The sequence below is a fragment of the Frigoribacterium sp. Leaf44 genome (assembly GCF_001421865.1).
Taxonomy (GTDB): domain Bacteria; phylum Actinomycetota; class Actinomycetes; order Actinomycetales; family Microbacteriaceae; genus Frigoribacterium.
Window position 1 is genome coordinate 271,220 of sequence record NZ_LMLG01000001.1, and the last position, 21,281, is coordinate 292,500.

The 21,281-nt window shown below is 73.5% G+C and carries 20 protein-coding genes, 1 pseudogene and 1 riboswitch; of the genes and pseudogenes, 11 read left to right on the forward strand and 10 right to left on the reverse strand.

Features of this window, described 5'->3' with window-relative positions; translation table 11 throughout:
* Positions 1 to 27: 27 nt before the first annotated feature.
* From ASE87_RS01320 to ASE87_RS16435, 3 genes are all read right to left on the reverse strand, one after another.
* On the reverse strand, positions 28 to 1,014 hold the full coding sequence (locus tag ASE87_RS01320; RefSeq protein WP_043593039.1) for an aldo/keto reductase: 987 nt from the start codon (positions 1,012 to 1,014) through the stop codon (positions 28 to 30).
* Positions 1,015 to 1,155: 141 nt separating this feature from the next.
* On the reverse strand, positions 1,156 to 3,171 hold the full coding sequence (locus ASE87_RS01325) for a hypothetical protein (RefSeq protein ID WP_157489626.1): 2,016 nt from the start codon (positions 3,169 to 3,171) through the stop codon (positions 1,156 to 1,158).
* Positions 3,172 to 3,365: 194 nt separating this feature from the next.
* A complete protein-coding gene (locus ASE87_RS16435) occupies positions 3,366 to 3,503 on the reverse strand; it encodes a hypothetical protein (RefSeq protein ID WP_171007362.1) in 138 nt (45 codons plus the stop codon).
* A 223-nt stretch (positions 3,504 to 3,726) separates the two neighbouring features.
* Between ASE87_RS16435 and ASE87_RS01330 the strand changes: the two genes are divergently transcribed.
* Positions 3,727 to 5,127, forward strand: a complete 1,401-nt coding sequence (locus tag ASE87_RS01330; protein WP_056225347.1) for an MFS transporter — start codon at positions 3,727 to 3,729, stop codon at positions 5,125 to 5,127.
* Positions 5,124 to 5,717, forward strand: coding sequence for a thermonuclease family protein (locus tag ASE87_RS01335; RefSeq protein WP_056225350.1), 594 nt, complete (start codon positions 5,124 to 5,126; stop codon positions 5,715 to 5,717). Before ASE87_RS01330 ends, ASE87_RS01335 begins: the two co-directional genes overlap by 4 nt.
* On the opposite strand, the gene ASE87_RS01340 is transcribed toward ASE87_RS01335, so the two are convergent.
* Positions 5,642 to 7,837, reverse strand: a complete 2,196-nt coding sequence (locus tag ASE87_RS01340; protein WP_056225353.1) for an MMPL family transporter — start codon at positions 7,835 to 7,837, stop codon at positions 5,642 to 5,644. The genes ASE87_RS01335 and ASE87_RS01340 overlap by 76 nt on opposite strands.
* An 88-nt stretch (positions 7,838 to 7,925) precedes the next feature.
* On the opposite strand from ASE87_RS01340, the gene ASE87_RS01345 reads away from it, so the two are divergent.
* The 6 genes and pseudogenes from ASE87_RS01345 (at position 7,926) to ribH (ending at position 13,042) form a co-directional block, all read left to right on the forward strand.
* Positions 7,926 to 8,441, forward strand: a complete 516-nt coding sequence (locus tag ASE87_RS01345; protein ID WP_052505075.1) for a MarR family winged helix-turn-helix transcriptional regulator — start codon at positions 7,926 to 7,928, stop codon at positions 8,439 to 8,441.
* An 85-nt stretch (positions 8,442 to 8,526) separates the two neighbouring features.
* Positions 8,527 to 9,951 (forward strand): L-serine ammonia-lyase, encoded by a 1,425-nt coding sequence (locus tag ASE87_RS01350; RefSeq protein WP_056225356.1) that lies wholly within the window; start codon positions 8,527 to 8,529, stop codon positions 9,949 to 9,951.
* Between the two features lie 68 nt (positions 9,952 to 10,019).
* Positions 10,020 to 10,712, forward strand: coding sequence for a pentapeptide repeat-containing protein (locus tag ASE87_RS01355; protein ID WP_056225359.1), 693 nt, complete (start codon positions 10,020 to 10,022; stop codon positions 10,710 to 10,712).
* A 90-nt stretch (positions 10,713 to 10,802) separates the two neighbouring features.
* A riboswitch (FMN riboswitch) is annotated at positions 10,803 to 10,939 on the forward strand.
* A gap of 182 nt (positions 10,940 to 11,121) precedes the next feature.
* Positions 11,122 to 11,811 (forward strand): riboflavin synthase, encoded by a 690-nt coding sequence (locus tag ASE87_RS01360; RefSeq protein WP_056225362.1) that lies wholly within the window; start codon positions 11,122 to 11,124, stop codon positions 11,809 to 11,811.
* A gap of 50 nt (positions 11,812 to 11,861) precedes the next feature.
* A pseudogene (gene ribB / locus ASE87_RS01365) lies at positions 11,862 to 12,533 on the forward strand (3,4-dihydroxy-2-butanone-4-phosphate synthase); the annotation flags it as partial.
* A gap of 8 nt (positions 12,534 to 12,541) precedes the next feature.
* Positions 12,542 to 13,042 (forward strand): 6,7-dimethyl-8-ribityllumazine synthase, encoded by a 501-nt coding sequence (gene ribH / locus ASE87_RS01370; protein WP_056225366.1) that lies wholly within the window; start codon positions 12,542 to 12,544, stop codon positions 13,040 to 13,042.
* Positions 13,043 to 13,336: 294 nt separating this feature from the next.
* Here the strand turns inward: ribH and ASE87_RS01375 are convergent, their stop codons facing one another.
* The 3 genes from ASE87_RS01375 to ald form a co-directional block, all read right to left on the reverse strand.
* Complete coding sequence (locus ASE87_RS01375; RefSeq protein WP_043593025.1) at positions 13,337 to 14,134, reverse strand: dienelactone hydrolase family protein; 798 nt, start codon at positions 14,132 to 14,134, stop codon at positions 13,337 to 13,339.
* Between the two features lie 78 nt (positions 14,135 to 14,212).
* Positions 14,213 to 14,776 carry a TetR family transcriptional regulator gene (locus ASE87_RS01380; protein WP_056225368.1) on the reverse strand — a complete coding sequence of 188 codons (564 nt, stop codon included), beginning with the start codon at positions 14,774 to 14,776 and terminating at the stop codon, positions 14,213 to 14,215.
* A gap of 117 nt (positions 14,777 to 14,893) precedes the next feature.
* Positions 14,894 to 16,003 carry an alanine dehydrogenase gene (ald, locus tag ASE87_RS01385; RefSeq protein WP_056225371.1) on the reverse strand — a complete coding sequence of 370 codons (1,110 nt, stop codon included), beginning with the start codon at positions 16,001 to 16,003 and terminating at the stop codon, positions 14,894 to 14,896.
* Between the two features lie 169 nt (positions 16,004 to 16,172).
* Here ald and ASE87_RS01390 point away from each other — a divergent pair, with 169 nt between their 5' ends.
* A complete protein-coding gene (locus tag ASE87_RS01390; RefSeq protein ID WP_043593020.1) occupies positions 16,173 to 16,643 on the forward strand; it encodes an Lrp/AsnC family transcriptional regulator in 471 nt (156 codons plus the stop codon).
* A gap of 78 nt (positions 16,644 to 16,721) precedes the next feature.
* On the opposite strand, the gene ASE87_RS01395 is transcribed toward ASE87_RS01390, so the two are convergent.
* Together ASE87_RS01395 and ASE87_RS01400 are read right to left on the reverse strand one after the other, a co-directional pair.
* Entirely contained in the window at positions 16,722 to 17,171 is a 450-nt protein-coding gene (locus tag ASE87_RS01395) for a GNAT family N-acetyltransferase (protein ID WP_043593019.1), read from the reverse strand.
* A 52-nt stretch (positions 17,172 to 17,223) separates the two neighbouring features.
* Positions 17,224 to 18,009 (reverse strand): NAD(P)-dependent oxidoreductase, encoded by a 786-nt coding sequence (locus tag ASE87_RS01400; protein WP_056225374.1) that lies wholly within the window; start codon positions 18,007 to 18,009, stop codon positions 17,224 to 17,226.
* A gap of 279 nt (positions 18,010 to 18,288) precedes the next feature.
* Here ASE87_RS01400 and ASE87_RS01405 point away from each other — a divergent pair, with 279 nt between their 5' ends.
* Together ASE87_RS01405 and ASE87_RS01410 are read left to right on the forward strand one after the other, a co-directional pair.
* On the forward strand, positions 18,289 to 18,738 hold the full coding sequence (locus tag ASE87_RS01405) for a DoxX family protein (protein ID WP_043593016.1): 450 nt from the start codon (positions 18,289 to 18,291) through the stop codon (positions 18,736 to 18,738).
* A gap of 120 nt (positions 18,739 to 18,858) precedes the next feature.
* The gene (locus ASE87_RS01410) at positions 18,859 to 19,791 is read left to right on the forward strand and encodes a carbohydrate kinase family protein (protein ID WP_157489627.1); all 933 of its coding nucleotides are present in this window, start codon (positions 18,859 to 18,861) and stop codon (positions 19,789 to 19,791) included.
* 37 nt (positions 19,792 to 19,828) lie between these two features.
* Here ASE87_RS01410 and ASE87_RS01415 read toward each other — a convergent pair whose 3' ends face one another.
* Positions 19,829 to 21,259, reverse strand: coding sequence for a serine hydrolase (locus tag ASE87_RS01415; RefSeq protein ID WP_162235847.1), 1,431 nt, complete (start codon positions 21,257 to 21,259; stop codon positions 19,829 to 19,831).
* Positions 21,260 to 21,281: the final 22 nt, after the last annotated feature.

The window sequence follows — 21,281 nt, forward strand, 5'->3', positions numbered from 1 at the left end:
CCGAGCCGACGGTGTGGTGCCGGTGGCCTACTCGTCGACCGTCGACATGTCGGCGTAGCGGGCACCCTTCGGCGCGGCCACGTCGTCGAGCTGGTGCATCTGCTCGGCGTCGAGCACGACGTCGTCGGCCGCGACGTTCTCGTCGAGGTAGGCGCGGCGCTTCGTGCCCGGGATCGGCACGATGCCCTCGCCCTTGGCGAGCAGCCAGGCGAGCGCGACCTGACCGGGTGTGGCTCCGACGGCCCGGGCGACCTCGTCGACCTGCTGCACGATGCGGATGTTGGCCTGCAGGTTGTCGCCCGAGAAGCGGGGTGCGAAGCGGCGAAAGTCGTCCTCGGCGAGCTCGTCGACCGAGCGGATGGTGCCCGTGAGGAACCCACGACCGAGCGGCGAGTAGGGCACGAAGCCGATGCCGAGTTCGCGGACGGTCGGCAGGATCTCGGCCTCGGGCTCGCGACTCCACAGCGACCACTCGGTCTGCAGGGCGGTGATCGGGTGCGTCGCGTGGGCGCGGCGGATCGTCTCGGGTGCGGCCTCGGACAGCCCGAGGAACCTCACCTTGCCGGCCGTGACGAGTTCGCCCATGGCGCCCACGGTCTCCTCGATGGGCACCCGGGGGTCGACGCGGTGCTGGTAGTAGAGGTCGATGTGGTCGATGCCGAGGCGCTGCAGCGATCCGTCGACCGACCGGCGGACGTACTCGGGACGACCGTCGACCGTGCGTTCGGCGCGGGCCTCGGGGTCGGTGACGTTGCCGAACTTCGTCGCGACCACGGCCTGGTCGCGGCGGCCCTTGAGAGCGCGGCCGAGCAACTGCTCGTTCGTGTGGGGGCCGTACATGTCGGCGGTGTCGAGCAGGGTGACGCCGACGTCGAGCGCCCGGTGGATGACACGCACCGACTCGTCGTCGTCGGTGCTGTTGCCGGTGTAGAAGGCGGACATGCCCATGAGGCCGAGGCCGAGGCGGCCGACGTCGAGTCCGCCGTCGACCTGGCCGAGTGTGGTGTTCTTCATGGTCCCGAGCCAACTCCCTCGCCCCCGGCGACGGCACAGGCCCGGTGCGCGGCCGGACGGAACCGCAGGAGGCGCGGTGCCCGTCGACCGGACACCGCGCCTCCTCGGTCTGCCGGGTTCAGGACCCGGCGCTCACGGCCGTCAGCGGCGCTCCACCCGGCGCCGGACGACGGCCGAGCCGGTGACGAGGGCGAGGCCCAGGGCCAGTGCGGCGGCGCCGAGGCCGAGCGGCAGGCCGGGTTCGCTGCCCGTGTAGGCGAGAGGTCGGCCCGAGCCGCCGGTGCCCGATCCGCCGGTGCAGGACCCACCGGCCGCGGGCACGACGGGTGCCGGCGACACGGTGGGGTCGGGGCTCGGCGCGGAGTCGGGCACCGGAGTCACCACGGGAGGCGCGGCGAGGGTGATGGTCGGGACGGTGCCGTCGGCGAACGGTGCCGTGAACGACCCGATGGCCTCGCCGTCGGCCACGACGTCGTAGGTCGTGCCGGGGACGAGGTCGTCGGCCCGGTAGACGCCCGCGGCGTCGGTGGTCGGGGTGGCGACGGGCTCGGGGTCGGTGGCGTCCGCCTCGATCAGCGACAGCTCGAGGCCCGCGGCGGGGGTGCCGTCGGCGTTCACCACGGTGCCCTCGACGGTGACCGTGTCGGGCGCGGCGATCTGCACCGGCGGGATGGTCCCGCTCGTCGCGGGTGCGGTGATCGTGACGGCCGAGTCGACGTCCTCGTTCAGGATCACCTCGTACTGCTCACCAGGGGTCAGGCCGCCGGCCGTGAACGAGCCGCCCGCGCCGGTCTCGACGCTCGCCACCGGCGTGGTCTCGCCGACCGGCACGATGTCGACGGTCGACCCGGTCGCGGGCGCCGACCCGTCGGGGTTCACGATGCTCGTCGTGACCTCGACGGTCGGGTCGAGCGTGATCGAGGCACCGGAGGCCGTGGTGACCGGACCCCGGGCGATGCCCGTGACCTCGTCGACCACGTTGTACTCGGCCGCCGGGTCGAGACCTTCGAAGGTGATCGAGCCGTCGGCGCCGGTCGTCCCGGACGCGACCGGGTCGATCTGGCCGGGCACGACGATGCTCACCGGACGGTCGGCGACGGGCGTGCCGTCGGCCTGCACGACCGTGACCGTGAGGGGTGCGGTGTCGGCCGGGGCCACGGCGCCCGTGAAGGCGAAGTCGAGTCCTGGCGAGTCGTCTCCGGCCACGGTGACGGGGCGGGCGGGCAGGTCGGTGGCACCGTCGGGCGTCGTGACGTCGACCTCGTAGGGCGTGCCCGAGACGAGACCGGGGACCGACCAGGTGCCGTCGGGGCCGACCGTCGTGGTGGTCCCGACGACCTCGCCGGTCGCCGGGTCGACCACCGTCACGACCGCTCCGGGGTAGGCCGTGCCGTCGTTCGTCACGGCGCCGCTCGCCGTGAACGTCTTGGTCACGAACCAGGTCTGGTAGACGGGGAATCCGGAACGCTGTTGGTACGTGAAGGTCAGCGTCGAGAGCGGCACGGTCGGGCTGAACCAGGCGGCGGCACCCTCGGTGTCGGCCGCGGTCGCGTTGCCGGTCAGGACGCCCGTGGTGGCGTTCCACGAGGGCACGTCACGCAACGCCGCGGCGTCGCACGACGGCAACGGTGCACCGGCGGTGCGGCAGTAGTTGTAGGTGCTCCGGAACCCGAGGGCGCTCGCGGGCACGGCTGCACCGGCGGCGTCGGTGGCCGACACGGTCACCTGGTCGGCGTCGACGTCGCCCAGCACGAACGACCAGTCGCTCGCGGGGGTGGCCCGGTCGAAGGTGTAGGTCGTGACCGAGGCGGCGGCCGTGTTCGGCGAGTCCTCGGCGGGACGGAGGTTGAGGTACGGGCGACCGCGGCTCGAGTCGTATTCGGCGCCGACCGGTGTGCCCGTCCCCTGCCAGGTGCTCGACCCGCTGGGGATCGTCGCCTGGCGGGAGGTCGACGTGAACGTCGCCTGCGGGAAGTCCCCGGGCAGCGTCATCGTGCCGGTGTAGGCACGGGCCGTCCCGTCCACGGTGAAGTCGGCCCAGCCGACCGTCCCCGGCCCGGCGGCGGAGGCGCTCGTCGCGCCTCCGAGTGCCAGGGCACCGGCCATGACGACCGTCACCGTCGCCGCCGCCCACGTCCTGATCCGCCTGTCGACCATTCTCGTCCCTCCGAGCCCACGCCTGATCTCGGGCCACGAGGTCGAGGTTATTTCAGTTGTTGATCTCGTGTCACACCCGGATCGGCCCGAGGCGTCGTCGTGGGCGTCGTCGTGGGCCGGGGACGGCGAAGGGGCGCCGCCTCGCGACCGGTCACCCGGTACGGAGGTCGGCGCCCCCTCGGGGACGTCGTGCGTCAGCGCTTCTTGGCGTTGGAGACGATGTCCTCCGAGTGGCTACCCGTCGCTCCCTTGGCCTTCTTGTCGGCGCGCTTCTCCTTCAAGGAGCGCACGGCGACCTTCGCGGTGGTCTTCTTCGCTGATTTCTCTGCCATGGTGGTGCCTCCGTCGCGGACCGCGATGATCCGATCCGCCCGAGGCTACGGTGCCCGGGCCCCGGTGTCTGTAGCGGCGACCATGTTCACGGCTCCTACACTGCCCAGTGGCCCGATCCGCCTCGGCCAGGTGCCCGGGCCCGCCCCGCACCCACCCGACCCCGACCACCGCCCGACCCCGCACCCACCCGACCCCGACGACACGCAGAGACGACAGGCCCCGATGACCCCCGTCCCCACCTCGACCTCGACCTCGACCCCGGCCGTCCCGACGCGCAGCGAGCGTCTCGACGAGCTGCCGTTCACCTCGAAGCACCGTCGTCTGCTCGCCGGCTCGGGCATCGGCTGGGCCCTGGACGCGCTCGACGTCGGCCTGCTCTCGTTCGTCATCGCCCAGCTCATGACCGTCTGGAGCGACCAGGCCGGCCAACTGGCCTGGGTCGCCTCGGCCGGGTTCGCCGGCATGGCGATCGGCGCGGCCGTCGGTGGCTCGCTGGCCGACCGCTTGGGCCGGAAGACCGTCTTCGCCCTGACCCTGCTGCTGTACGGGCTCGCCACCGGCCTCTCGGCCCTGTCGTGGTCGGTCGGCGTGCTGCTCGTCCTGCGCTTCGTCGTCGGCCTCGGCCTGGGCTCCGAGCTGCCGGTCGCGTCGACCCTCGTCAGCGAGTTCTCGCCCCGGCGCATCCGCGGTCGCGTGGTCGTGCTGCTCGAGGCGTTCTGGGCCGTGGGCTCGATCGCGGCCGCCCTCGTCGGCTACCTCGTGATCCCGACGAGCGACGACGGCTGGCGCTGGGCGCTGCTGATCGGCGCGGCCCCCGCGCTCTACGCGGTGTTCGTGCGCCTGAAGATGCCCGAGTCGGTGCGTTTCCTCGAGTCGAGGGGGCGTCACGACGAGGCCGAGCGCACCGTCCGCGGCTTCGAGGAGGCCGCCGGCGTCCCCGCCCCGACCGTCTCCGCCCCGACCGTCCCCGCCCCGACCGTCGCCGCCGAGGAGGCGCGGGTCGTCGAGAAGCCGGCCCGCGCCTCCGTCGGTCGGTTGTTCGGTGCCGGCATGGCGCGCCGCACGGTCGCGATCTGGGTGGTCTGGTTCATGACGAACTTCTCGTACTACGGCGCCTTCGTCTGGCTGCCGTCGTTGCTCGTCGCGGCCGGTTTCCCGCTCGTGCGCTCGTTCGAGTACGTGCTGATCATCACGCTGGCCCAGCTGCCGGGCTACGCGGCCTCGGCCTGGCTGATCGAGAAGTGGGGGCGCCGGGGGACGCTCGCGACCTTCCTGCTCGGGTCGGCCGTCGCGGCCGTGTTCTTCGGCTTCGGCGCCGTCAGCGGCAGCGTCGCGCAGATCCTCGTCGCGGGCATGGCGCTGTCGTTCTTCAACCTCGGCGCGTGGGGAGCGCTCTACGCCGTGACGCCCGAGCTCTACCCGACCCCGCTGCGGGGCACGGGAGCGGGGTGGGCCGCCGGCGTCGGACGCATCGCCTCGATCGCCGCCCCGCTGTCGGTGCCGCCGCTGATCGCCCTCGGCGGCCCACCCACCCTCTTCGTCGTCTTCGGCGCGGTCTTCGTCGTGGGGGCCGTCGCCGCCACGATGCTGCCCGAGCTCCGCGGCACCCGGCTCGCCGAGTGAGCGCGCGTCGCCGGTCGCGGCGTCGCCTCACGCCGCGTCGCCTGCTCGGCCTCGTCGTGGTGCTGGTGGCGGGGGCCGTCCTCGTGGCGTTCCCGCGCCTCCTCGGCGACGGGTCGGCGGGCGTCGACCCGGGAGGCGCGGGTGCGGTTCCCGTGCCCACGAGCGTCCCGGCCGCGGCGGCCGAGGCCGTCGTCGAGCGCGTCGTCGACGGCGACACGGTGGTCGTCACCGTCTCGGGGGAGCGCGAGCGCGTCCGCCTGATCGGCGTCGACACCCCCGAGACCGTGAAACCCGACGCGCCGATCGACTGCTTCGGCCCCGAGGCCAGCGCCTTCACGACGGCCACCCTGCCCGAGGGAGCGACGGTCTGGCTCGAGGACGACGCCTCGCAGGGTGACTCCGACCGCTACGACCGGTTGCTGCGCTACGTCTGGTCGCCGGACGGCACGATGCTCAACGAGCGACTGGTCGCCGAGGGCTACGGGCGCGAGGACACCTACGACGACGCGTACCGCTACCGTGACCGGTTCGTCGCCGCCGAGGCGTCGGCCGAGGCCTCGCGGGTCGGGCTCTGGGCGGCATGCGGCTGACGTGACGCGCGCCGGCTCGGCCACCAGAAGGCGTCACCGGTGAGGAAGACGAGCGCGGGCACGAGCACGGTGCGCACCACCAGGGTGTCGAGCAGCACGCCCAGGCAGACGATCACGCCGACCTGGGTCAGGGCGACGACCGGCAGCACGCCCAGCACGGCGAACACGGCGGCCAGCAGGATGCCCGCGCTCGTGATGACGGCACCGGTCGAGGCCAGGGCCCGCACCATGCCCTCGCGGGTGCCGTGCACGAGGCCCTCCTCGCGGGCCCGGGTGGTGAGGAAGATGTTGTAGTCCACCCCGAGCGCGACGAGGAACAGGAACGCGTAGAGCGTCACGGCCGTGTCGAGCGCGGGGAACCCCAGCACGTTCTGGAACAACCAGGTCGAGGCCCCCAGGCTCGCGAAGAACGTGGCCAGCACCGAGGCGATCAGCAGCACGGGGGCCACGAGCGAGCGCAGCAGCAGGGCCAGGACGGCGAACACGATCGCCAGGATGATCGGTGCGATCAGGTCGATGTCGGCCTGCGCCGCGACCTTCGTGTCGTAGGCGGTGGCGTCGCTGCCGCCGACGAGCGCGTCGGCGAGGCGGCCGCCGGCGTCGGCGTACCCGGACCGCAGGCGCTCGACGGTGTCGAAGGCGGCGTCGCTCTCGGGCTCGGCGGTGAGCTGCAGGTCGACGCGGGTCAGTCCGCCCTCGGTCTCGCCGGTCGTCGCCGTGTCGACGCCGTCCGTGCCGGACGCGAGCGCGGTGGCCTCGTCGGCGACCGTCGACGGGACGACCACGGTGGTGCGGCTGGTCAGCCCCGCCGAGAACGACTCGTCGATCACCCGTTGCGCGGTGACCGAATCGGGGTCGCCGAGCAGCTGGTCGGTCTGCGAGAGGCCGACGGCGTAGCCGCTCAGCCCGAGGCAGAGGACGCCGATGCCCGCGACGGACGCGACGGCCACGACGGCCGGACGGCGTCGGACGCCGCGCCCGAGACGGTCCCAGAAGCCGCGTCGCGGTGCCGCGTGGTGCGCCGCGCCTCCCGCGGTCCGGTCGTCCCTGCGGGTCGCGTCGGTCGCGTCGGTCGCGTCGGTCGCGTCGGACGAGGAGGCGCGGGGCACGAAGGGCCAGAACAGTCCGCGACCGCAGACCACCAGTGCCGCGGGCAGCGTCACGAGGGCGAAGACGATCGCGACGACGACGCCGACCGCGCAGGCGAGACCGAGGGCCCGGTTGCCCGTGAGCGACGCGAGCAGCAGGGTCAGGAGGCTCAGCGCGACCGTGCCACCGCTCGCCGCGATGGCGGGGCCGGCGCTCGTCACGGCCGTGCGCATGGCGCGGTGACGGTCGGGCTGGCGGAGGAGCTCTTCGCGGTAGCGCGCGACGAGCAGCAGGGCGTAGTTGGTGCCCGCGCCGAAGACGAGGACCGAGAGGATGCCCGAGATCGAGGCGTCGAGCGGGATGCCCAGCGGTTCGGCGACGGCGGCCGCGACCCGGCCGGCCAGGGCGTCGGCGGCACCGACGACGGCCAGCGGCACGATCCAGAGCACCGGGCTGCGATAGGTGACGATCAGCAGGACGGCCACGACGATCACCGTGACCAGCAGGAGCCGGACGTCCGCCCCGGCGAAGGCGTTCGCGATGTCGTCCTGGAACCCGATCGGACCGGTGAGCAGGGCGTCCAGTCCGGCGGGCAGGTCGGTCGAGGCCGCGTCACGCAGGCTCGTGGCCGTGCCCGCGACGTCGGCGTCCGCCGTCGCGGCGTCGAGCGGGACGGCGACGATCGCCGCGGTGCCGTCGTCGCTGATCTGCGGCCTGACGGCCTGCGGGGTCGTCGAGAGCTCGGCGAGGGACGCGGCCCGGGCGTCGACCGCGGCGAGGTCGCCGGCGTCGAGTCGGTCGCCCCCGTGGCTGAAGACCAGGATGCCCACCGTCGTCTCGGCGCTCGGGAACGACGCGAGGATCTCGGTCACCTCGGCCGACTGGCTCGTGTCGGGCACGCCCGACGGTGGGGCGGCGTCGCCCTCGCTCGTCGGCAGGACGGCGAAGAGCAGGGCGACGGCGACGGCCGTCGCGGCGAGCACGGCCCAGGCGGTGCGGTGGCCGCTGACGATGCGGGCGAGGGTGCGCATGATGATCCTTCAGTAGCTGAATGTCTTAGTTGCTAAGAGTATTGCAGATCACAGGAGCATCGACCAGACTCGTCACGCAGGAGGTTCCATGCCCACCCCGACAGACCCGGCCCCCACGGCGCCGTCGACCCGTCCGCCGCGCTCGCCGCAGGCCGACGAGATCGTCACCCACATGCAACGGTTGACCACCGAGTCGCAGAAGGTCGCCCAGGCCTTCGCCACTCGGCACGGACTCGGCCACATCGACCTCGAGGCGCTGCTGCACGTCATGCAGGCCGAGCGCGACGGCGACCCCGTGACCGCCGGCGGGCTCGGCGAGCTGCTGGGCGTCACCTCGGGGGCGGCCACGGGGGTCATCGACCGCCTCGAGAAGGTCGGGCACGTGCAGCGGAGCCGGGACGACGCCGACCGACGCCGGGTGCTCGTCCGCTACTCCGATCGCGCCCGCGAGGTCGCGGGGGCGTTCTTCGGGCCGCTCGGCGCGATGAGCGACCGGGTCATGGCCGACTTCGACGAGGCCGAGCTCGAGACCGTCCGGCGGTTCCTCGAGGGCATGTCGGGCGCGATGGCCGAGCGGGCCCGCGAGGTGGGGCGTCCCGACTGAGGCGACCCGTGCCTCCTCGGTGCCCGGGGCCCTGCCGTCGGCGGCAGCGGGTAACGTCGTCGTGACCCCGGAAGGCAGGTGGCACGTGACCGATCACGTCTCGGCCCTCGATCTCTTCTCGATCGGCATCGGCCCGTCGAGCTCGCACACCGTCGGCCCCATGCGTGCCGCCCGCGAGTTCCTCCTCGGCGTCGAGGCCGACGGCCGGTTGGCCGACGTGGCCCGGGTCGAGGCCGTGCTCTACGGCTCGCTCGCCGCGACCGGCCTCGGCCACGGCACGCCCTCGGCCGTCCTCGCCGGCCTCGCGGGCATGCAGCCGGAGACCTGCGACCCCGCGGTCGTCTCGGGCATGCAGCAGGCGGTCGAGCAGGGCGGCGGCCTGCGGTTGCTCGGGCGACACCAGATCGCCTTCGCCCCCAACGACCTGCGGATGGCGCCGCTGACCCGCATGCCGCGGCACCCCAACGCGATGAGCGTCGAGGCCCTCGACGTCGACGGCGTGAGCCTCGCGCGCGAGGTCTACTTCTCGGTCGGCGGCGGCTTCGTCGTGCGCGACGGCGACGATGAGCAGGCCGTGCCCACCGCCGAGGCGCCGTTCGCCTTCGCCGACGCCGACGACCTGCTGCGCCTCTGCGACGCCGAGGGCGTGTCGATCGCCGAGCTCGCCTGGCGCAACGAGGTCGCGCTGCACGGCGAGGCCGACGCCGCGGCGGGCCTCGACTCGCGCTGGGCCGCGATGCGGGCCTGCGTCGACGCCGGTCTCGAGGCCACGGGCGTCCTGCCGGGCTGGATGAAGGTGCCGCGGCGTGCCCGCCAGTTCGCGACCATGCTGCGCCAGCAGGACGAGCGGGTGACCGCCTTCGCACTCGGCGGCTCCGCGATCGACCAGGGCCGCGCCTCCTCGCTGCTGGCCTCCGACCTGCCGGCCCAGTGGCTGCAGGCCTACGCGATGGCCGTCAACGAAGAGAACGCGGGCGGCGGCCGCGTGGTCACGGCACCGACCAACGGGGCTGCCGGCATCATCCCGGCCGTGGGCTACTACGCGATGCGCTTCCACGGCGCCACAGCCGACGAGCTGGCCCGCACCTACCTGCTGACGGCCGCCGCGATCGGTTCGCTCTACAAGCGCAACGCCTCGATCTCGGGGGCCGAGGCCGGCTGCCAGGGCGAGGTCGGCTCGGCCGCGTCGATGGCCGCGGGGGCGTTGACCGCGCTCCTCGGCGGAACGCCCCGCCAGGTCGAGAACGCCGCCGAGATCGCGATGGAGCACCACCTCGGTCTCACCTGCGACCCCGTGGGCGGTTTCGTCCAGGTGCCCTGCATCGAGCGCAACGCCATCGCTGCGGGCACGGCCGTCGCCGCGACGCGCATGGCCCTGCTCGGCGACGGCAGCCACGTCGTCAGCCTCGACACCGTCATCGAGACCATGCGTCAGACCGGTCGCGACATGAAGGACAGCTACAAAGAGACCAGTCGCGCCGGGCTCGCCGTCAACGTCATCGAGTGCTGACCACGGGTGGCGGGCGGCCGACCCGAGGAGGCGCGGGTCGGGTCGGACGTCGCCGCTAGCCTCGTCGCATGACCCCGCCGCGCCGCCCCACGCCGTCCCGCCCCGCGACCCCGGGCGGCACCGACGCCCCGCGGCTCGATCCCGTCGATCCACAGGGACTCGTCGACCTCGGCACCGACCTGCTGGGACCGCGCGACAGCCGTGAGCTCGAGCGCTACGTCGACGCCGACCTGACCGACCGCGACCTCGAGGGGGCCGAGTTCACCGAGTGCGTCTTCGAGGCGCCCCGGCTCGGGTCGGCCCGACTGCGCGGTGCGCGCCTGGTCGAGTCGGTGCTGGCCGACTCGTTCGCCCCCGAGCTGGCCGCCGCGCGCAGCACCTGGCGTGACGTCCGCGTCGAGCGGCCCCGGTGGGGGTCGGCCGAGCTGTTCGACGCCGAGCTGCGGTCGGTGCGCCTGGTCGGCGGCAAGATCGACTTCCTCAACCTGCGCGGGGCACGGCTCACCGACGTCGTGATCGAGGGGGGCACGATCGGCGAACTCGACCTCGGGGGCGTGCAAGCCCTGCGGGTCGCGCTGGTCGACTGCCGCATCGGCACGCTCGACGTGACCCGCGCCTCCTTGTCGCACACCGACCTGCGCACGAGCGACTTCTCGCGCATCGACGGTTTCGAAGGGCTTCGCGGCGCGACCATCGACGAGCTGCAGCTGGCGACCTTCGCCCCGACGATGGCGGCTCACCTCGGGCTCGTGGTCGGCTGAGCCCGGGCCGCCCGTGTTGCGCCCGGCTACGCCCTGGCCGAACACGTCGGGGCGGCACGAGGCGGCGGTGCTATCGTCACCGACAGAGCAACGCGCTCCGGGGTCAGTGAAAATCTGAGCCGGCGGTCACAGTCCGCGACCCGTGTCGTCACCGAAGAGGTGAGGGCCCGGTTGAACCGGTGAAACTCCGGTACCGACGGTCATAGTCCGGATGAGAGGTGGCGCGGGCCCGGTCGTCCGTCCGCGGACCCCTGGCCGATGCGGACCCTCGCGTCGCGCACCCCCGGAGAGCCCTCGGCACACAGCCAGGCAGACCGGAGGACGACATGACGACGCAGGCCACCACGCCCCACGGGACCGACGCACGGACGCGTCGACCCGTCGACGCGACGAGCACGGCGGTGCGCTGATGTTCACCGGTCTCGTCGAAGAACTCGGACGCGTCGCGCGCGTCGACGACCAGGGCGACAGCGTCCGCCTCACGGTCCAAGGCCCGGCCGTGCTCACCGACGCCGCGCACGGCGACTCCATCTCGGTCAGCGGCGTCTGCCTCACGGTGGTCGCGCGGCAGGGTGACACGTTCACGGCCGACGTCATGCGTCAGACGCTGGCCATGAGCACGGTCGGGGCGTTCGGCCCCGGCACGCCGGTCAACCTCGAACGCGCTGCCCGCGTCGGCGACCGCCTCGGCGGCCACATCGTGCAGGGCCACGTCGACGGCACGGCCACGGTCGTCGAGATCGAGGAGGGCGACGCCTGGCGTCGGGTCCGGTTCGACCTCGCCGACGACCTCGCGCCCCTGCTCGTCGACAAGGGCTCGGTCACGCTCGACGGCGTGAGCCTCACGGTCAGCGCGATCAGCGACCCCGGCGAGGCGACGGGCTGGTTCGAGGTCAGCCTCATCCCCGAGACGCTCGCCGTGACGACCCTCGGCGGCAAGGCCGTCGGCGACCGGGTCAACGTCGAGACCGACGTGCTCGCCCGCCACGTGCGCCGCATGCTCCGGTTGGACGCGCTCGACGCCGATCGGCCCCGGGACGCGACCGCACCGGTCGACGCGGTGGACCCGTTCGACCCCGCCGCGACGGGGCGCCCGTGACCGGGTCGACACCTGCCGAGGAGGCGCGGGTCGACTCGCGCCTCGCACCGATCGAGCTCGCCCTCGAACACCTGCGTCGGGGCCGACCCGTCGTGGTGGTCGACGACGAGTCCCGCGAGAACGAGGGCGACGTCGTCCTGGCCGCCGAGCTGGCCTCGCCCGAGTGGATCGCCTGGACGGTGCGGGTCTCGTCGGGCTTCGTCTGCGCACCGATGACGAACGAGATCGCCGACCGGCTCGACCTGCCGCCGATGGTCGCCCGCAACGAGGACGCCCGGGGCACGGCCTACACGGTGAGCGTCGACGCGGCCGCGGGTGTCACGACGGGCATCAGCGCTTCCGACCGGGCGACGACCCTCCGCACGCTCGCGTCGCCGACGAGCGTGCGCGACGACCTCCACCGCCCCGGGCACGTCCTGCCGTTGCGGGCCCGCGACGGCGGAGTGCGTGAGCGCGACGGCCACACCGAGGCCTCCGTCGACCTGATGAAGGCCGCGGGACTGCGACCCGTCGCCGTGATCAGCGAGATCGTGGGCGACGACGGCGAGATGATGCGCCTGTGCGCCCTGCTCGACTTCGGCGCCCGAGAGGGGGTCCCGGTCGTGACGATCGCCGATCTCGTCACCTGGTTGGGCGACCGCGACCTCGACGAACCCGTCTCGGCACCGGAGGCACCGACCACCGACGCCACCACCGACACCATCACCCGCACCACCGAAGGAGATCCCGCATGAGCGGAGAAGGCGCACCCACCGACCTCGACGTCGACGGCACGGGAATCCGTGTCACGATCGTGGCCGGCACCTGGCACGAGACGATCACCGACGGCCTGCTGGCCGGCGCACTGTCGACGGTCGAGCGCCTCGGCGCGACCGCGACGGTCGTCCGCGTGCCGGGCAGTTTCGAGCTGCCCGTCGTGGCCAAGGCCGCCCTCGACGCCGGGGCCGACGCGGTCGTCGCCCTCGGCGTGATCATCCGCGGCGGGACGCCGCACTTCGAGTACGTGTCCGACGCCGCGACCTCGGGCCTGCTGCGGGTGACCCTCGACACGGGCAAGCCCGTCGGGTTCGGCGTGCTCACCCTGGACGACGAGCAGCAGGGCCTCGACCGCGCCGGCCTGCCCGGCTCGAAAGAGGACAAGGGCGCCGAGGCGGCCCACGCCGCCGTCGCGACGGCCGTCCAGCTGCGCGACCTGGCCCGGGCCGGCACGGCCCGAGTGGCCGGCTTCTAGGACCTGCGCTCCGCTGGTCCCTCGACCCGCGCCTCCTCGGGTCGACGACCCGCGCCTCCTCGGGTCCACGACCCGCGCCTCCTCGGGTCCACGACCCGCGCCTGCTCGCATCCACGACCAGCGCCTCCTCGGGTCGACGACCCGCGCCTCCTGCCAGGCCGTTCGCGACCTCTCCGGCCGCGTCGACCGTGCCGAACCCGACAGCCGGACGACGACACGCCGCTCACCTCGAGAGGGGAGCGGCGTGTCGGGCGGTCGATGTCGCGAAGTGCACACCCCGGCCGGGGTGACCGGTCAGGCGAAGACCTCGGACAGGAACGTCTCGAGCTGCTGCCACGAGCGACGGTCCGCGCGGGCGTCGTACTGCGCACCGTGGTCGGGCGAGTCGGTGCCGGGCACGGCGAAGGCGTGCAGGACACCGCTGTAGCTCAGCACCTGCCAGTCGGGTGCCTCGGCGGCGCGCATCTCGTCCTCGAACGCGACGACCGCCTCGTCGGGCACCACCGGGTCGGCCGCGCCGGTCATCACGAGCAGCGGGGCCGTCACGGCACCCTTCTCGGCGGGCATGCCGGTACCGAGACCGCCGTGGAACGACACGACGCCGGCGACGTCGGCACCCGCGCGGGCCAGCTCGAGGGCTCCCGAGCCGCCGAAGCAGTAGCCCATCACGGCGATCCGGGACGGGTCGACGCCGGGCTCGGCCCGGAGGCGCTCGAGGTTCGCCAGCAGGCGCGACCGGAACAGTGCGACGTCGCCGTAGTACTTGCCCGCCTCGCCGGCGGCGTCCTGCGGCGACGGGCGCACGCCCTGCCCGTAGACGTCGCCGGCCAGCGCCACGTAGCCGAGCCGCGCGAGCATCTGCGCGCGCACCTTGACGTGGTCGACGACGCCGAACCAGTCGTGCAGCACGAGCACGCCGGGCACGAGCTCGGACGAGGAGGCGCGGGCCGGCGTCGCGAGGAACCCCTCGAGATCGACGTCGGTCGCCGCGTACACCGCGTCCGACGTCGTGACGCCGCCCGGGTCGGGCACGCTGTCGAGGACGCGCTGCAGGTCGGGGGAGAGGGCGGGAGTGGGTTCGGTCGTGGTCACACGGGGACGCTACTCCCGGCGGGTCGGACGGTGCCGACCGGTCGCGACCGGGTCTCGTCCCGGAACCCGGGCGGGGTCTCAGCCCGGGGCGACGATCCGGGCCACCGCCTGTCGCACGACGTCGCAACGCCTCTGTTGCGGGCCGGTGTGCAGGTTGGTGGCCTCGGGCGTGACGAACCAGGCCAGCACGACGCCGAAGACCATGGTCAGCAACTCGTCGGCATCCCAGCCGGACGAGATGTCGCCGGCGTCCTGCGCCGCGCGCACCGAGTCCCGGCGCGCCTCGAGCTGGCCGTGGTCGAGCACGCCGGGGCTGGGCAGCGCGACGCCCTCGATCTGACCCCAGAGCAGCAGCCGGGCGTCGTCGGGGTTCGAGGCCAGGTGGTCGTAGAGTGCGCTCGCCCAGCCGGGCAGGTCGTGGGCGTCGAAGGGGACGACGGCGACCCAGCGCCCGATGCTCTCGCCGAGCGCGGCGTCGAAGAGGTCGCGCTTGGTCGAGAAGTGGGCGTAGAGGCGCTCTTTGCTCGCCTCGGCGTCGCGGGCGATCGTGTCGACGCGCGCCCCGGCGAGGCCGCGGGCGGCGAACTCGGTCCTCGCTGCCTCGAGCAGCCGTTCCCGTGGTGGGGTGGGTCGTCGTGCCATGCCCAGAGCATAGGGGTTCGATCCCACCGGACCACCCGGTTCGGATCGAGGTCTTCGCTTGCCGGACCGACCGCTTCGCTCTGCGTCCTGGCGGGCGCCGTCGGACCGTCGGACGGGTCAGAGGGTGCGGGCATCCGCCAGGTCGACGCCGGCCGCGGTCGCGACGCCGGCGTTGGTGATGCGCCCGGCGACCGCGTTGACTCCCCGGGCCAGCGACGCGTCGGCCGCGATGGCGTCACGCCACCCCCGGTCGGCGAGGGCCAGCGCGTAGGGCATGGTCGCGTTGGTCAGGGCCTGGGTCGAGGTCTGGGGGACGGCGCCGGGCATGTTGGCGACGCAGTAGTAGACGCTGTCGTGGACGGCGAAGGTCGGGTCGTCGTGCGTGGTCGCGTGCGAGCCCTCGAAGCAGCCGCCCTGGTCGATGGCGATGTCGACGAGCACCGACCCGGGACGCATCGACGCCACCATGTCGTCGGTGACGAGCTTGGGGGCCTGGGCACCGGGGATCAGCACCGAGCCGATCACCAGGTCGGCCGCCGCGACCTGGGCACCGATCTCGTAGGCCGTCGAGGCGCGGGTCTGCACCCGGCCGCCGAACTGCACCTCGAGGGCACGGAGGCGCGGCAGCGACACGTCGATGACGGTCACGTCGGCGCCGAGGCCGAGGGCGTTCGCGGCGGCGTGCTCGCCGGCGACGCCACCGCCGATCACGACCACCTTCGCCTTCGGGGTGCCGGGGACGCCACCGAGCAGCACGCCCGTGCCGCCGATGGGCTTCATGAGGTGGTAGGCACCGACCATCGTGGACAGGCGGCCGGCGACCTCGCTCATCGGCGAGAGCAGCGGCAGGCTGCGGTCGTCCCGCTGGACCGTCTCGTAGGCGATCGCGGTCGTGCCGGAGGCGAGGACGGCCTCGGTGCACTCGGGCGACGCCGCGAGGTGCAGGTAGGTGAAGAGGGTCTGGTCGGCCCGCATCAACGGGTACTCGGCCGCGATCGGCTCCTTGACCTTCATCAGCAGGTCGGACTCGCCCCAGACGGTGGCCGCGTCGTCCACCACCGTCGCGCCCGCGGCGACGAACTCGGCGTCGGAGAACCCCGACCCCCGTCCGGCACCCGCCTGCACGACCACGTCGTGACCGCGACGGGAGAACTCGTGTACGCCGGCCGGAGTCGCGGCGACGCGGTTCTCGTTGTTCTTGATCTCGGTGGGGATGCCGACGCGCATGGTTCGTCCTCTCGGGAGTGGCCTCGACGACGGGCGGCCGGTGCACGCCTCTGTTCGCCGAACTGAGGTCAGTGTGCTGTTTCGTGCCGATGCGTGCCAAGCTTTCCGCACGAGATTCTGTGCGGGGCCCTTGTCGCCGCACGATCGACGACGAGAGGTGTGGCGAGGCATGGTTGCGACGAACGACGTTCGGCTCGACGAGATCGACCGGCAGCTCGTGCGCCTGCTGGTCGCGAACAGCCGCACCCCGAACGCCACCCTGGCCGCGCAGGTGGGGATCGCTCCGTCGACGTGTCTCGCGCGCCTCCGGTCGCTCGTCGAACGCGGCGTCGTCGCCGGTTTCGGTGCCGACATCGACCTGTCGGCACTCGGGCTCGACCTGCAGGCGCTGATCAGCGTGACGATCCTCGCCTCGGCCCGGCAGCGCATCGCCGCCTTCTCGTCCGAGATCCGGGCCCTGCCGCAGGTGGTGCAGCTGTTCTTCCTGGGTGGGTCCGAGGACTTCATCATCCATCTGGCCGTCCGTGACACGAACGACGTGCGCGAGTTCGTGCTCGACCACCTCTCGGCGCATCCGGCCGTCGCTTCGACCCGCACCAGTCTCGTCTTCGAGCACCACCACCCCGGCCCGACCGTCTGATCGACCGGTCGACGACGCGCCGACGCGCCGATGCGCCGACGGGCCGACGGGCCGACGGGCCGACGGGCGGAGCCGACCTCAGCGCGTGGCGGCGAGCGCCATCGGCAGGTGGGGGATGCCGTCCTCGAGGAACTCGTCACCGTCGACCACGAAGCCGAACCGTGCGTACCAGCCAGAGAGGTGGGCCTGGGCGTCGAGCCGGATCAGTCGCCCCTCGCACCCGTCGACGGCCGCCCGCATCAGGTCGGCTGCGAGCCCACGGCCACGGGCCGCCGCCGCCGTCGCCACCCGGCCGATCCGACGGTCGTCGCCGTCGTGCAGCACCCGGAGCGTCGCCAGGACCCGGGCGTCGGCGTCGCCGTCGGCGAACCAGAGGAGGCGCGCGGTCGGTTCGAGGTCGCGCCCGTCGAGCTCGGGGTAGGGGCACTCCTGTTCGACGACGAAGACGTCGACCCGGAGGCGGAGGATCTCGTAGAGGACGACGGGGTCGATCTCGGCGACGGACGACGAGTGCAAGGTGGGGTTCACGCAGCCACGCTACCGGCCTCGCGGTCGTGGCCGGATGCCGTCGCCGGGCCGATCACCACGCCTCGCCCAGGGGCATGGTCGTGAAGGTGCCGCCGACGGGTGCGTCGGGCGGTTGCACCTGCCCGGCGAAACGGTCGGCGAACGCCTCGGCGTCGTCCTCGGGGTGGTACCCGATGGCCTCGCCCGCCGCCAGCGACACGACGCGACGGGTGTTGCGGCTGACGCCCCAGACGACGTGGTGACCGGACGGGGCCGTCGACAGGGTGGCCAGGATCAACCGGGTCGCGTCGGCCGGTGACAGCCACGTGCCGAGGCTGCGGACGTCGTGCGGCTCGACCTCGGCCGTCATGATGCGCGCCGACACCACGGTCGAGCCGAAGCGGTCGGCGTACAGGCTGCCGACGGCCTCGAGCAGCACCTTGCTGACGCCGTAGAACGAGTCGGGGCGTGGCGCGGGGACGTCGTGGTCGGCCGCACTCGAGCCGGGTTCGAACCCCACGGCGTGCACCGAACTGGCCGCGAGCAGGCGGGTCACGCCGGCGCGACGGGCGGCCTCGTGCACGACGTACGCGCTCTCGACGTTGAGGTCGCGGATCTCGTGCCACGTGCGCTCGCTGGCGTGGGACGCGAGGTGGACGACCAGGTCGGCCCCGCCGAGCGCCACCGTGAGGGACTCGAGGTCGGTCACGCCGACGTGTTCGAACGTCTCGTGCGCTCGGAGGTCGTCGGGCGGCGTGACCACGTCGAGCAGCCGCAGGTCGTGGCCGGCCTCGAGCAGCAGGGGGCGGACCCAGGTCGCGATGCGCCCCGAGCCCCCCGTGATCGCGATGGTCGCCATGTGTGCCGCCTCTCGTCGTGGGCCCTTCGGCCCGTCTCGTGGTCCGCCTCGATCCTGCCCGGGACCACCGACACCGTCCCCCGGGGCACGTCCGACGTCCGCCGAACGGCCCGCGCGAGGCGTCCCCGCGTCCTCCGGATGCCCCACCCGAGCCTGGCAGGGCTCTGACGAAGGCCTGGCAGGGCGCTCCACGGCCGCGGTCGGTGACGCGTCACCTCGTACCGTGACGGAGGGCCCGACGACGTGCCTCGATCCCGTCCCCGACCGAAAGGCACTTCCATGTCGTCAGCTCTCTCGTCCTTCGGACTCCTCCTGGTCCGCGTCGTCCTCGGGGTCGTCTTCGTCGCCCACGGGTGGCAGAAGCTCGCCGTCGACGGTCTCGCCGCGACGCAGGGGGCCTTCGGCGGCATGGGCATCCCGCTCGCCGAGGTCGCGGCCCCGGTCGCGGCCGTCACCGAGCTCGCGGCCGGTGTCGCGCTGGTCGTCGGCTTCGCCACGCGGGTCGCCGCCGCCCTCCTGGCGGTCACGGCGGTCGTCGCCCTGGTCGCCGTCCACCTGCCGAACGGCTTCTACTCGACGACCGGCGGCTTCGAGTACGTCCTCGTCCTCGCGGTCGCCTCGATCGCGATCGTGCTCACCGGGCCGGGCCGCTTCGCTCTCGACGCCCTGGTCGTCCGCGGCCGGCGTGCCCGTCGCGAGGTCCCGGTCGCACAGCCCGCCGCCGCCTGACCGACGACCCGGACCCGGCCCGTCGGCGAGGCCGGGACGGGTGAACGTGACGTGCTCACGAGGGTGATTTGCGCCTCCTCGTCCCGTTCCGGCCCTCGATCCGTGGTCGGGTGGACGTCGATGACCGTCTCCGCCGACCGCTCCCGCCCCCCGGGCGCCCGACCCCGGACCGGGTCGCCCGTCCTCGTCTTCGGGGACGTCCTCGACGACATCATCGTCAGCCCCCGGACGAGCGGCGCCCCCGGAACGGAGACGGTGGCCACCATCAGGCACCGGGCCGGCGGATCGGCGGCGAACACGGCGGCCTGGCTGGGGTCCTTGGGGGTCGACGTCTCGTTCGTCGGTCGGGTGGGCACGGCCGACCTGCAACGCCACTCGCAACTGCTCGCCAACGCGGGGGTCGTGACCCGTCTGGCGTACGACGCGCACGATCCGACGGGCACGGTCGTCATCACCGTCGACGGCTCGTCCCGCACCATGTTCACCGATCGGGGGGCGGGCGCCTCGCTGGGCCCCGACGACGTGCCGGACGACCTCGTCGCCGAGGCCGGTCTCGTGCACTTCACGGGCTACACGGTCACCCAGTCCCGCAGCCCCGTCGCCCTCCGACGCCTGGTGGGCCGGGCTCGGCAGGCCGGGGCGCTCGTCTCGGTCGCCCCGGGCAGCGCCTCGATCGTCCGCCGGTTCGGGGTGTCGGCTTTCCTCGCGGCCGTCCACGGGGCCGACCTGTTCTTCCCGTCGGACGAGACGGCTCGCGAGCTGACCGGGCTGGACGAGCCGATCGCCTCGGCGACGGCCCTGGCCGAACACGTCGGCGTGGTGGCCCTCGTCGCCGACGACGGGGGAGCCGTCGTGGTCTCGCGGGGGCAGCCACCGGTCGTGGTCGACGGGGTCGTCTCGCGCTGGGTCGACTCGGTGGGTCTCGTCGACGCGTTCTCGGCCGGGTTCATCGCCACGTGGGCGACCTCGCGCAGCCTGGGGGTCGCAGGACGCAGCGGTGCCCGCGCCGCCGCCCGGGCCGCCGGGGTGGCCGGAGGGCGGCCACCCGCCTGACGGCGTCGGACCCGACGAGCGCCCGACGGCCCCTGGGTCAGCGCGGACTCTCGGCGCTCACCAGCACCGTCTGGACCCGGGGCGGGCGCTCGGGGGTCAGCCGGATCTCGAACCGGACGACGCCGCGGGCACCGCGCCGACGCCAGACCAGGTGCGACGGTGACGACGACTCGTCGGCCGCGAGCAGGTCACCGTCGCCGGAGTCGTCCCAGCCCCCCACGGACTCGACGAGAGCGGCCCAGGAGGCGCGGCGCCGGTCGAACGGGAGGTCCAGTTCGACGTTCTCGCTGAACAACCCGTCGGGGACGGACCCGCCGCGGACCACGGCCTCGACCGCGTCCCGGGCCGTCGACGTCTCGGGCCACGGGCGGACGACGACACGGGCGTCGGCGCGGTCGGCCATCATGCCGTCGAGTGCGAGCCCGATCGGTTCGGAGACCTTCGAGTAGGTCGCGTTCTCGAACCCGACGGCGCCGAGGCCGGTCGCGGTCTGCCAGCGCATGTGGGCCGAGAACCCGGGGTAGCCCCCGCTGTGCGACACGACGGGGCCGTGGTCGGGATAGTGCTCGACGAACAGGCCGAAGCCGTAGCCGCCGGGGTGCCCGGCCCGGGCGGGGACGAACCGTTGCACCTGCTGCATCTCGCGTCGGGAGGCGCGCGAGAGGATGCCGTCGAGGTCGCCCTGACCCTCGGGGTCGAACGCCGAGCCGAGCCAGCGCGCCCAGCGCGTGAGATCGGTCACGGTGCTGAACAACCCGCCGATCGGCGAGAACGCGCCCGGGCCCGAGAACGGCAGGGCGTCGCCCCCGTCGGAGGCGCGGCGGTGGCCGATCGCGACTCCGCCGGTGGCCGGGACGGTCGCCTCGAACCCGGTGCTCGTCAGACCGAGCGGCTCGAGGACGGTCGACTCGACGACCTCGCGGTAGGGCCTCCCGGCGACGGCCGCGATCGCCCGGCCCACGAGGGCGAAGCCGAGGTTGGAGTAGGCGAAGGTCGTGCCCGGCACGCTGTCGAAGCTCAGCCCGGCCCGCAGCAGGGCGTCGAGTTCGTCGTCGGTGAGGGACTCCTGTCGATCGCCCCACGGATCGTCGGTGGGGAAGCCGGCCGACATGGTCAGGAGCATGCGCAGGGTCGGTACGGGGGAGTCGGCCGTCGGGAGGGCCACCTCGCCGAACGCCGGCACGACGTCGGTGATCGGTGCGTCGAGCGACACGAGCCCGGCGTCGCGTTGGGCGAGCAGGGCCGTCGCGGTGAAGCTCTTCGTGCACGAGGCGATGCGGTAGGCCGTGTCGACGCCGGGTGTGGTGCCGGGGGCGATCTCGCCGTACGAGCCGTCGTGCGTGAGGCCCGTGCGGTCGAAGGTCGCCCAGACGGCGCTGGGCCCGCGACGCTCGGGCGCACGAGCGGCGAACACGGCGTCGATTCCCGTGGGTGGGCCGGTGCGGGCGGGTTGTGATGACGTCGTCACGGAGGTGGTCCTCTCGGGGGGC